Here is an 11,287-nt window from a genome sequence, read left to right on the forward strand (position 1 = left end):
TCCTCTATAAAAGAATTTCCATACAGTAGCGTACCATAAAAGAAAATTGTTGACAAATGAAAAATGGGGTGGTATAAAATTGATAAAACTACAATGCAAAATAAAAAACGACAATGTAGTTAATCAACAGTGAATTGATAGGGTAATGCGGCGTAGGATTTTACTTCACAAAGGGGAGAAGAAAAATGGCAGACAAGAAAGGAAAGCAATTTACCCTGAAAGAAAAATTGGGGGCGTTGGGACCAGGGTTTCTGATCGTAGGGAGTTTCATCGGACCGGGTACGGTCACCAGTTCTACCAAAGCAGGGGCTGATTACGGCTTCCAGCTGTTCTGGTGCATCATCTTTTCGGTCATCGCAGTCATCATCATGCAGGGTATGGCTGCCCGGCTGGGAATCGTGACCCAGATGGGGCTGGCCGAAAACCTGATCAAGGATTTCGAAGACCGGCCTGTACTGCGGAACCTGCTGTGCGGCCTGGTTGCCGTAGCTATCACCATCGGCGGGTTTGCCTATATGAGTGGTGACTTGACCGGTACCGCCATTGGCATCAGCGCCCTGACGGGGATTTCTACCCGGATCATTGCTCCGGCCTGGGGCCTGTGCATCCTGCTGCTCCTGAGCTTTGCGGGAGATGCCCTGAAGTATCTGGAAAAACTGCTGGGCGCCTGCGTCATCATCATGGCTGTGGTGTTCCTGGTGACCGTGTTCGTGGTGAAGCCGGATGTATCCAGCCTGCTGGCCGGCTGCGTTCCCAACGTTCCCAAAGGGGGCCTGATGACCTGCCTTTCGCTGATCGGGACCACCGTGGTGCCTTACAACATGTTCCTCCATGCAGCTTCTGCCAAACGGACCTGGCACACTACCGATGAACTGCCGCTCTGCCGGTTCGGGACCAATATTCCCATGATCATCGGCGGGATCGTTACCGGGGCCATCATGGTGACCGCGGCCACCGTGATGCAGGGGATGCCGGTGCGGAACGCCATGGATATGTCCATCCAGCTGGAACCCACACTGGGCATCTATGCCAAACCGTTCATGGCCATCGGTCTGGTGGCGGCCGGGGTTTCCAGCGCTGTCTGCACCCCTATGGGCGTTTCCTACGTGCTGGCCGGGCTGTTCGGCTGGAAGACCAACCGCAGCGATAAACGCTATACCATTACCAACTTCCTGGTGCTGATCACCGGTATCGTCATTGCAGGGGCCGGATTCAACCCCATTGCCCTGATCATGACCGCCCAGGGCGTCAACGGGATCGTTCTTCCCGTTGTGGTGGGCGTGACCATTTATCTGACGGCCCGTCGGAAAATCATGGGCGAATTTGCCAACAGTACACTGGAAAATATCCTGGGTACCGGCATCTTCATCATTTCCTTGATCCTGGGCGTCAGCAGCATCATCAGCCTGTTCTAATCTGTTCTTATTCCTGGCATAACAGCCATGGTTTCAATTTTTAAAGGAGATGTTTTTCATGAAAGAAAGCAAACCGTGTATCTATGATCCCAACTTCCTGCCTACCAATATCTACAGCGGAGTACCGTCCTGGCTGAATCTGTCCGTCATCGAAAATGACGATGATCTGAAAAAAATCGATGCGGCTGTAGTCGGGGTACCCTGGGAAGGCGGCTGCACCATCGGTGGGTACTCTTCAACTACCGAAGGCCCGAAAGCCGTCCGCTCCGTATCCATCCGTTACACCGGTTTCCTTCCTGATTATAACCTGGACTGCTTCGATTATCTGAGAGTGGCCGATTCCGGAGACATTGCCACCCAGAACGGCAACTATGACTTCACGTTCAAATCCATCCGGGACCGGATCGGCAAACTGGCCGATGCCAAGATCATCCCCATCACCATCGGCGGGGACCATGGGATTGCCTACCCCATCATCAGCGAAATCGCCAAACGGCATCCTAAAAAGGTGGGGGTCCTGCACTTCGATGCCCATCTGGACAACTATTCCCATTTCGGCGACGATGAACTGTCCCGCTGCTCTCCTTTCTATCGTGTGTACAATGACCCGAACATGGATGCCACGAAGATTGCCCATATCGGGATCCGCGGACCCAGAAACCATCGGGAAGAATACAACAATGCCATGAAATACGGTGCTACGGTCATCCGGGCCATCGATGTCCATGAAAACGGCTGGAAAGCTTCCATCGACAAAGCCCTGGAAGTGGTCAGCAAGGATACGGAATACATCTACATCACCGTCTGTGCCGACAGTCTAGATGCGGCCAATATGCCCCAGGCACCCCAGGATATGGGCGGCCTGACCTCCTATGAACTGCTGATGATGCTGCACGAAGCCGGCCTGGCCGGTGCAAGGGGCATCGATTTCGTGGAAACCTATCCGGAAGTCTTCACCCTGCAGACTGCAGCCCATGTGGTTAACTGGGCATTCCTGTACTATCTGAACGGCCTGGCCCAGCACATCAGAGACAGCAAGTAATCCTTTTCCGCTGGCAGTCTGCGGTTAGGCTGACAGCGGAATATCTTGTTACCGATAAGGGGAGTATAAAATGAAGCCACAAAAAATGGATGAACCGGTTTCCATGTTTGTCCTGTTTGCCCGTTTCTTTTCCATCCTGGCGAAAAACCTGGAAAAGAAATTTGGTGAAAAAGGCCTGGAAATCCTGAAACAGAGCGTCATCGACTGGGGCGTGGCCCGGGGTAAGGACATTGCCCGCCGGGCGGCTCAGCGGGGTCAGAAGAACGATCTGGCCGCCTATCTGCCCAATTACGATATGGAACGCAGCGAACTGTTCGGCTACGATACCGAATACGGCAAGGATGAAATCAACCAGGATTTCGACCGCTGCGTGTTCGCCAAGACCTGGATGGATGCAGGAGAAGACCGGTACGGCCGCATCTACTGCGAAAACATCGATCCGGCTATCTGCAAAGGCTACAATGAGAATCTGGAATGCATCCATGACCACATCATGTACAAGGATCATCATTGCACGTTCTGCTTTAAGATGAAGGAAGAGAAGTAAAAAATAATAAAGAACGGGGCTGCCGCGATTTTGCGGCAGTCCCGTTTTCTATTCTCACTTATGCACTGTTCTAAGGAAGGTTACCCTTTGCATTCCTTTTCCCATTCCAGGACATACTGGACGAAGTACTGGACCCCCAGGGACAAGGCTTTTTCATCGATATCAAAATAGGGGCTGTGCTGCGGATACCGCTTGGCCTCATCGGCAAAGCCTCCGCCCAGGAGCAGCAGGCATTTGGGATTGTAGTATTTGGCGAAATCTTCGCCGCCCATCTGCAGTTCCCAGTCGATGATCTTGTCTTTATCAAAGACATTGGCGCATGCCTTGCGGCCGGTGTCCACACATTCCTTGTCGTTGAGCATGGGCGGAGGCCCGAAGTGGTATTCTGTCCGGATGGCGGCACGGGTAGCGGTACTGATACCTTGGGCTACCCGTGCCAGGATGTGGGGATATTCTTCTCTCAATTCCTTGTTGAATGTACGGGCCGTACCGGACAGATGGGCTTCGCCGGGGATTACATTGGACGTAGTGCCGCTTTGGAAGCTGGTCACACTCAATACGGCCGGTTCCAGGGGATTGACTTCCCGACTGACTACGGTCTGCAGCGCAGTGACGAATTCAGATCCGGCTACGATGGGATCGATGGTCTGATGGGGCAAGGCACCGTGACCGCCCTTTCCCTCCACGTAAATATCGAAGGTATCGGCTGCACTCATGACCGGCCCATACCGCAGGGAAGCGCAACCGGCAGGAATTTTGCTCCAGATGTGCAGAGCGATGAGCCGGTCACATTCTTTGACCAGAGGTTCTTCTTTCATATAATAAGCACCGCTGTCTTCGATGAATTCTTCGGCGGGCTGAAACAGCAGCCGGACGGTAACGGTCAGTTGATCTTTCATAAAAGCCAGGATCTTGGCGGTGCCAAGCAAAATCGTGATATGGGTGTCGTGACCGCAGGCATGCATGGTTCCTTCATTCTGGGACTTGTAGGCTTCAGTGCCCAGTTCTTTGATGGGCAGGGCATCGATATCCGCACGGATACCGATGATCTTACTGGAAGCATGAGATCCTTTGATGGTGGCAATGACACCGGATTTGCAGGCTTTTACGCAGGGAATGCCCAGTTTGGCCAGGTACTCCATAATATATTTCTGGGTTTCGTATTCTTTCCAGGATCTTTCCGGATATTCATGGAAATGTCTCCGCAGAGCAACCAATTCATCCTGGATCTCTTCTACTTTTTCTTTCACATCCATGATGCAAACACCTCCCAATCAGAATGGACCATAGTTGATCTTCGTAGCAACCAGCAATGCAATGACACATACAACAGTGAGAATCAATAACAGTGGGGTCACGAATTTCCACCATTTCTTCAATGGAATCCCGGCAATTGTCAGGAAAATCAGCAGGGTCCCGCTGGTGAACCAGGCGGAGTTCGTCAGTCCATCACCAAACTGGAAAGCCAGGATCATGGTCTGACGGGTCATCCCGATAAGGTCAGCCAAAGGAATCAAGATGGGCATCAAGGCCATAGCCTTGGCAGAACCGGAAGTAATCAGACCGTTGAACAAAGCAATGACAATCATGACAGCAATAGGAGTCAGATATTTGGGCATGGTCATCAAAGGTTTGGAAATCCCGTTGATGATGGGGTCGATGATGGCAGATTTTGTCAGAATCCACTGGATGCCTCTGGCCAGTCCAATGACCAGAGCCGGAGTCAGGCCGTCTTTGGCACCGGCAATAATGACATTGACGAGTTTGCCGGCAGGAATCTGGTTAATGATACCAGCTGCAACTGCCGTAAACAGGAAGCAGGCAGACAGGTCGTTCATGGACCAGCCCATGGTAGAAACACCAACGATGGAGGCGATGAAGGTAACTAGAAAAACAACCAGAGACAATGACTGCCGTTTGTTCAAAGGATCTTTGAGGGTATCGCTGTAATCTACACGGAATTTACTGTCGTCCAAATCCGCAGTTAAAGAAGCACGCCTGCCGGATTTTACACCTCTTGCGTAATGTAATACATAAACAGCCATGATGATGTTGGCGATGATCAGCAATACCAGACGGAACAGGAATCCGGAGAACATAGGCAACTGGGCGATTTCGTCTGAAATCCCTACTGTGTACACGCTGGTGGGAGAGAATGAGAAACTGATCATATCCACCATGGCAGAGCAGGCAACGCCGGTCATCAAATCATATCCCAGGGCCAGACATAAGGAGATGACGATGGGGATGAAGGGGACGATTTGCTCGTTCCATCCCAGAAAGCCGCCCAGGCAGCCAAAGACAAGCATAATGGCGCACAGGATCTTTTCGGACCCCATACTGTCCGATTTGGCAAGGACACCGGCTACGGCCTTGTCCAGGGTGCCCGTTTGCTTATAAACTTCGATACATCCGGCTACCAACATGACCAGGAACATCATGCTGGCACTGGAAGCCAGACCGTTGGGGATTGCCTGGAACAGGGACTGGGGTCCCAGGTAAACTTTCGGGATGCTGTGGAAAGAATTTGCTACGACTACAGTACGTCCGTTCATGACGGTACGGTCAAAGGCACCTGGTGAAATCAGGAAGGACAACAGCCAGCAGCCCACGATGACACCAAATACAATGACGAATGCATTGATGGTACCAGTTTTCTTTTTACTACTCATTCTTCTCATCTCCTGTTGTAACGAACCAATTGACTTAATGCAAAGCAGCGTCTACATCGACCTTTCCAATCATTGTCTTCAGGATTTCGATATCTGTCTGTTTCATCCCTACCTTTCCCAGATAGCCAATATTCTTGATGGTTTCTTCTATATCCTTTCCTACAAGGCCTTCGCCGGATTTGAAGACCTGGTCGTGCATGCTCATATAATGGCCCATGAGTGCGGCATGGACTGCGGCTGCAATCTTAGCGGCGCAACTGGGCTTTGCTCCATCACAAACCATTCCGCCTACGTTGCACAGGGTATTTATGATGGTATTGCCCACGTGCTGATAATCGTGGGTGGCCATCCAGGTAATGGCTGCACCGGCTCCGCAGGCCGCATTGACAGAACCGCAGAAGGCAGAAAGCGGACCGATATAATGTTTGATATAGACGGAAATCAGATCCCCTGCAATTAAGGAGCGCAGCGTTTCTTCATGAGAGAGTCCCCACTCTCTGGCATAGACCAGGATCGGCATGGTCACTGCAATTCCCTGGTTGCCGCTTCCTGCATTGATGACTACCGGCATAGGACAGCCACTCATGCGAGCATCACTGCCGGCAGCTGCAGCCGCTTCCGCACGGGCCATAACGGTATCGCCAACAGTTTCCCGAATGGTTTTGCCGACTTGGGTACCCCAGGGGTGATCCAGACCTTCTTGACTGATGGCAGAGTTATATTTGATTTCGGTTTCCAGCACGTCTCTGACTTGATCCAAATCTGCAGTTTCTGCATATTCAAGGATCCCTTTGAGCGACATCCTGTTCCGATCGGTCTTTCTGCAGAGCCCCTTTTGGATTTCAGTACTCTGGTCATACAGGACTTTTCCATCCTGGACGATTTTGTAGATGTTTGTATGGCTGCCGGAAAGGATGACTTCAGAACTGTGGGCCTTTCCCCAGAGTTTTACGTCGATATACAGACCGGGGACGCCTTCTGCCAGTTCCACGTCACAGACATTTTTGGCGACCAGCTGCCGGCAGGCTTCCCTCTGTGCGTCCGTGACTTCGGCAATTACTTCCAGGGTTTTGTCGGGATTCCCGCCACAGATGCCCAGGGCCGCGGCGGCCGGAATGCCTTTTTGTCCATTAGAATTCGGTACGGTGACGCCTTTGACATTTTTGATGATGTTCCCGGAACAGTCCACTTCCAAACGGATCACATCTTCCGGCAGGTAACTTTTTGCCTTTGCGGCTGCATAGGCAATCGCAATGGGTTCGGTGCAGCCCATTGCAGGAATCAGTTCTTCCTGTAAAATCAGAGTATAATTCTCCATGTTTGCCTGAGATAGAGTCATTTTTCAGTCCTCCGTTTTCTTTCCAGATGATTCTGATTACTAAACCTATTTGTAGTATATCACTGATATGATTAGCATGCAAGAATTTTCTGAAAACATACCATATTACTATCTTTTATATAAATATAGCGGGATGTGAAAAAATGCTTCTTCACACCCCGCATACATTTTAATTCAATAAGGTAAAGTCGCCCAAATCCAGCTTTAAAAGTTCTGCAACCTTTGAACTGTCTTTTTTTCGTAAAGCTTCCAGTATATTTTTGTGATGGCGGCAATCACAGGATACGTGCAGCTTTTGTTTGTCGACACCCCATCTGAATTGGGCATAGGCCCGGGTCAGTCTCTTCATGCAATGTTTTACCTGTTGATTGATATATTCATTACCGCAGGCGTGGATCAGTGCCATGTGAAAAGCCATATTCGCCATCCAGTGTTCTCGTGGCGTCAGATCATCTCGCAGGCATTCCTGATTCAGCGTTTCCAATTCATCGATTTGGTGTGATGTAATTTTTCCAGCTCGAGCCCGGAGGATCCCGCCTTCCAAATAATAACGGAATTCCAGCATTTCCCGGATATCATCCATTGTCAGTCGTGTGACTTCGTACCCATAACGAGGCATACTTCGAAGGACCTGGTTTTCACATAGAGCGATAAGAGCTTCTCTTACAGGGGATTTGCTACATTGATATTTTTCGATTAAATCTTTTTCATTGATAACGTCTCCAGGCTTATATACACCCGAATAGATGTCTTCCATGATGGCATCATACACCTGGTCCTTTAGATTCTTCCGTTTCATATGGACACCTGCTTTCAACGTAACAAATTGTCTTATTTTTTTATTATAGTCTTTTTGTGTGAATAAAGGAATGCCCAGGAGTATGATCATCATTAAAAACGGGACCGTCGCAATCTTACAGTGGTCCCGTGCGGGTCAAAAGCTGAAACCACCTTGTTGCACCGGAGAGGTTTACCAGGAACTGCGAAGGGGTGTCGACCGGTGAACCTGTCTCTGACTTGTAATGAGACAGCAAGGAAGATGCTTTTGAAAAACCGGGAAAATGACTGCTGTCAGTAATCGGAATCATAAGAACTGACTTTATATTAACGTTCACAAACAACGTTGTACAACTAAAAGTATCGGTGAAGAGAGTACCTTTCATCGGTGCTTTTGTGTTTTGTAAAATAGAACTCTTAAATTAATAATACTAAACACAAGTTTCATGCGAAATCATAAAAAATAATCAAGAAAACCATAAGGATACAGTATAAATGGAAAGATAGAAAACAACAAATTTTCAAAAAACGGCATTGACAAGGATTATAAGTTTAATTATACTATACATAAACAAAGGAAGATGTTCAAAAATAATGAATGTGGGAGGAATTCAAATGGACACGAAGAAGTATATTGAAAAAGATCCGGTCATTCGGGAAGTCTCTGAAAAAAAGGAAACGGTGTGGGTTAATCCCCGCTATCTTCCTTTCGATATGACCAACGCGGTCTGCAGTCTGGTAGTATCGGATGCTATGATTGATGACGCAGCAGCCCGTCTGGAACGTTTTGCGCCCTTCATTGAAAAATGTTTTCCGGAAACGGAAGTGACACATGGGCTGATTGAATCTCCCCTGAAAGCCATTCCGGATATGCAGAAAGCTCTGGAAAAAGATTTTGACTGCACAATTCCCGGGAAACTGCTGTTGAAGATGGACAGCCATTTGGCCATTGCCGGTTCCGTCAAAGCGCGAGGCGGAATCTACGAAGTCCTGAAACATGCAGAAGACCTGGCTCTGGCAGCAGGCAAACTGCAGGTGACGGATAATTATGCCAAATTAGCAGATCCGGAAATGAAGAAATTCTTCCATCAATATACTGTCCAGGTGGGGTCCACTGGTAACTTGGGCCTTTCCATCGGCATTATGAGTGCGGCATTGGGTTTTAAAGTAAAAGTCCACATGTCCATGGATGCCAGACAGTGGAAAAAAGATCTGCTGCGGGAAAAAGGAGTAGAAGTCATCGAATATGCGGATGACTATTCCAAGGCTGTGGCAGAAGGACGGCGCTTGTCCGACCAGGATCCTACCAGTTATTTTGTGGACGATGAGAAATCCGTTAACCTGTTCCTGGGGTATGCCGTAGCAGCCCGTCGACTGAAGAAACAGCTGGATGCAATGGGCATCAAAGTAGATGAAGATCATCCTCTGCTTGTTTATATCCCCGCTGGCGTGGGCGGCGCTCCCGGTGGTGTATCCTATGGCCTGAAGCGGATCTTTAAGGACAATGTCCATGTGTTCTTTACAGAACCGACCCTGTGTCCTTCCGTTCTGCTGGGTACAGCTACACAGGAATTTGAAAAAGCAAATGTCCATGATTTCCATATTGATGGGATTACGGAAGCTGATGGTCTGGCTTGTGCCAGTCCTTCCGGTTTCGTAACCCGGATCATGACCAACCTGCTGTCCGGGGACTTTACGGTGGATGATTATCGGTTGTTTGACTTTTTGCGGGATCTGAAGAAGACGGAAAATGTGGAAATCGAACCATCCAGCTGTGCCGCTTTCATCGGGCCTTGCCGCCTGACGGTCTACAGTCGGAGCAAAGAGTACTTGAAGAAGCAGGGACTGACGGAAGAAAAACTGGCCAACGCTACCCAGATTGCCTGGGCCACGGGCGGCAGACTGGTACCTCCTTCCATTCGGGAAGAATACCTGAATACCTATCTGAAAAAATAAAGGAAGCTAGCTGTATCTGAGGAGGGATATCCATGAATGCATTTCCCATTATTGCAGGGCTGGTACTGGCAGTGCTGGTTCTGGTCATTTGTACCGTTAAGCTGAAACTTCATCCATTCTTTGCGTTGATTGCCACATCATTTGTCTTTGCCATCGCTTCTGGCATGGGCATGGAAGCAATGCTGAAAGCCTTTGCTGATGGTATGGGCGGAACGGTAGCTGATATCGGTCTGGTCATTGCCTTGGGAACAGTGACCGGGGCCCTGTTGGAAAAATCCGGTGCTGCAGAAACCATGGCAAAAACTATCCTTAAAATCACGGGGAAAAAACATGCGGCCCTGGGTTTGGCTATTACCGGATATTTTGTTTCCATTCCGGTATTCTGCGACTCAGCCTTTGTATTGCTGAGCCCTATTGCCAAACGGCTCTCTCGGGATACGAAAATTTCCATGACGACTATGGCTGTTTCTCTGTGCATGGGCCTGCATGCTACTCACATGTTTGTGCCGCCTACGCCCGGACCGCTGGCTGTGGCCGGTATCCTGAATGCCGATTTGGGACAGGTGATTCTGTTTGGGGCTCTGGTTTCCATCCCCGTTACGTTGGTTGCCTATCTGGCCTCTCTGTACGCTGGGAAAAAGTATTACTATCTGCCCAAGAGCGTGGAAGATACTTCAGAAAACCAGAATCTGCCCAGTGCGATGATGTCCTTCCTGCCAATCTTGGTGCCTATTGCCTTAATGCTGCTGAAAACGGTAGGCAGCATGGTGAAACTGGAAGGTATGGCAGCTATGGTTCTAAACATCGTGGGAACACCGGCTGTAGCTCTCTTGATCGGACTGCTGATTGCAGCAGTTGGCTATCATAATATTTTTCCGGAAGACACGAAAGCCTGGGGCTTTGACGGGGTCATTGCCGATGCCATGAGAACGGCTGGACAGATTGTCCTGATCGTTGGTGCCGGTGGTGCTTTTTCCGGGGTGTTGAAAGCATCTCCGCTGCGTGATATCCTAACGGCCAGCATGAGTGGCGTTTCCATTGGCATTCTGGCTCCTTTCCTGATAGGGTTCCTGTTCCGGACTTGTGTGGGTTCCGCCACCATCGCAATGGTTACCGCAGCTACCATGATTACTCCGCTGATCGACGTGCTGGGCTTTGGTTCTCCTATGGGTCGAATCATTGCTATGCTGGCTTGCGCTGCTGGCGGGATGATGGTCTTCCATGGCAACGATGACTTCTTCTGGGTAACGGCAACTACTTCTGACATGGATACATCCATTGCCTATAAAACCCTGCCCATTATCAGTGTGCTGCAGTCTGCCACGGCTCTGGTTGTGGTGTTCATACTGAGTATGGTGCTGCTCTGAATTCAGACACTCAAAAAGCCTGCTGTCAAAATGAGCTGACCCCCAATTGTTAGACCTAAAATCTAACGATTGGGGGTCAGTTTTTTTATGGCAAAATATGGCTACAGATTTAAGAAAAAATTGGTGTTGGAATACTTGAAGAATCGAGAAAGCTATAGTTACATTTCGCGAA

Annotated in this window: 9 protein-coding genes; 5 read left to right on the forward strand and 4 right to left on the reverse strand. The window is 49.4% G+C overall.

Annotated features, from left to right (window positions below; translation table 11 throughout):
• The first annotated feature begins 185 nt into the window (after nucleotides 1-185).
• The 3 genes from ACR0QW_RS01225 (at nucleotide 186) to ACR0QW_RS01235 (ending at nucleotide 3,004) form a co-directional block, all read left to right on the forward strand.
• Nucleotides 186-1,415, forward strand: a complete 1,230-nt coding sequence (locus ACR0QW_RS01225; RefSeq protein ID WP_432641903.1) for an Nramp family divalent metal transporter — start codon at nucleotides 186-188, stop codon at nucleotides 1,413-1,415.
• Between the two features lie 58 nt (nucleotides 1,416-1,473).
• Nucleotides 1,474-2,457, forward strand: a complete 984-nt coding sequence (locus ACR0QW_RS01230) for an agmatinase family protein (protein WP_432641904.1) — start codon at nucleotides 1,474-1,476, stop codon at nucleotides 2,455-2,457.
• A gap of 70 nt (nucleotides 2,458-2,527) precedes the next feature.
• Nucleotides 2,528-3,004 (forward strand): L-2-amino-thiazoline-4-carboxylic acid hydrolase, encoded by a 477-nt coding sequence (locus ACR0QW_RS01235; protein WP_432641905.1) that lies wholly within the window; start codon nucleotides 2,528-2,530, stop codon nucleotides 3,002-3,004.
• Nucleotides 3,005-3,084: 80 nt separating this feature from the next.
• Here ACR0QW_RS01235 and ACR0QW_RS01240 read toward each other — a convergent pair whose 3' ends face one another.
• The 4 genes from ACR0QW_RS01240 to ACR0QW_RS01255 form a co-directional block, all read right to left on the reverse strand.
• Nucleotides 3,085-4,260, reverse strand: a complete 1,176-nt coding sequence (locus ACR0QW_RS01240) for a M20 metallopeptidase family protein (protein WP_432641906.1) — start codon at nucleotides 4,258-4,260, stop codon at nucleotides 3,085-3,087.
• An 18-nt stretch (nucleotides 4,261-4,278) separates the two neighbouring features.
• On the reverse strand, nucleotides 4,279-5,676 hold the full coding sequence (locus ACR0QW_RS01245) for a YfcC family protein (protein WP_432641907.1): 1,398 nt from the start codon (nucleotides 5,674-5,676) through the stop codon (nucleotides 4,279-4,281).
• A gap of 34 nt (nucleotides 5,677-5,710) precedes the next feature.
• Nucleotides 5,711-7,015 carry a serine dehydratase subunit alpha family protein gene (locus ACR0QW_RS01250; RefSeq protein WP_432641908.1) on the reverse strand — a complete coding sequence of 435 codons (1,305 nt, stop codon included), beginning with the start codon at nucleotides 7,013-7,015 and terminating at the stop codon, nucleotides 5,711-5,713.
• 169 nt (nucleotides 7,016-7,184) lie between these two features.
• On the reverse strand, nucleotides 7,185-7,814 hold the full coding sequence (locus ACR0QW_RS01255; RefSeq protein WP_432641909.1) for a GntR family transcriptional regulator: 630 nt from the start codon (nucleotides 7,812-7,814) through the stop codon (nucleotides 7,185-7,187).
• 593 nt (nucleotides 7,815-8,407) lie between these two features.
• Here ACR0QW_RS01255 and ACR0QW_RS01260 point away from each other — a divergent pair.
• Nucleotides 8,408-9,748 carry a D-serine ammonia-lyase gene (locus ACR0QW_RS01260; protein ID WP_432641910.1) on the forward strand — a complete coding sequence of 447 codons (1,341 nt, stop codon included), beginning with the start codon at nucleotides 8,408-8,410 and terminating at the stop codon, nucleotides 9,746-9,748.
• 32 nt (nucleotides 9,749-9,780) lie between these two features.
• On the forward strand, nucleotides 9,781-11,115 hold the full coding sequence (locus ACR0QW_RS01265) for a GntP family permease (RefSeq protein ID WP_432641911.1): 1,335 nt from the start codon (nucleotides 9,781-9,783) through the stop codon (nucleotides 11,113-11,115).
• Nucleotides 11,116-11,287: the final 172 nt, after the last annotated feature.

The organism is Acidaminococcus sp., from assembly GCF_050873445.1.
Taxonomy (GTDB): domain Bacteria; phylum Bacillota; class Negativicutes; order Acidaminococcales; family Acidaminococcaceae; genus Acidaminococcus.

What these genes read in the sequence shown, in the direction of transcription:
- ACR0QW_RS01225 (WP_432641903.1), top strand. Translation starts at nt 186, where the DNA reads ATGGCAGACAAGAAAGGAAAGCAATTTACCCTGAAAGAAAAATTGGGG.
- ACR0QW_RS01230 (WP_432641904.1), top strand. Translation starts at nt 1,474, where the DNA reads ATGAAAGAAAGCAAACCGTGTATCTATGATCCCAACTTCCTGCCTACC.
- ACR0QW_RS01235 (WP_432641905.1), top strand. Translation starts at nt 2,528, where the DNA reads ATGAAGCCACAAAAAATGGATGAACCGGTTTCCATGTTTGTCCTGTTT.
- ACR0QW_RS01240 (WP_432641906.1), bottom strand. Translation starts at nt 4,260, where the DNA reads ATGGATGTGAAAGAAAAAGTAGAAGAGATCCAGGATGAATTGGTTGCT.
- ACR0QW_RS01245 (WP_432641907.1), bottom strand. Translation starts at nt 5,676, where the DNA reads ATGAGTAGTAAAAAGAAAACTGGTACCATCAATGCATTCGTCATTGTA.
- ACR0QW_RS01250 (WP_432641908.1), bottom strand. Translation starts at nt 7,015, where the DNA reads ATGACTCTATCTCAGGCAAACATGGAGAATTATACTCTGATTTTACAG.
- ACR0QW_RS01255 (WP_432641909.1), bottom strand. Translation starts at nt 7,814, where the DNA reads ATGAAACGGAAGAATCTAAAGGACCAGGTGTATGATGCCATCATGGAA.
- ACR0QW_RS01260 (WP_432641910.1), top strand. Translation starts at nt 8,408, where the DNA reads ATGGACACGAAGAAGTATATTGAAAAAGATCCGGTCATTCGGGAAGTC.
- ACR0QW_RS01265 (WP_432641911.1), top strand. Translation starts at nt 9,781, where the DNA reads ATGAATGCATTTCCCATTATTGCAGGGCTGGTACTGGCAGTGCTGGTT.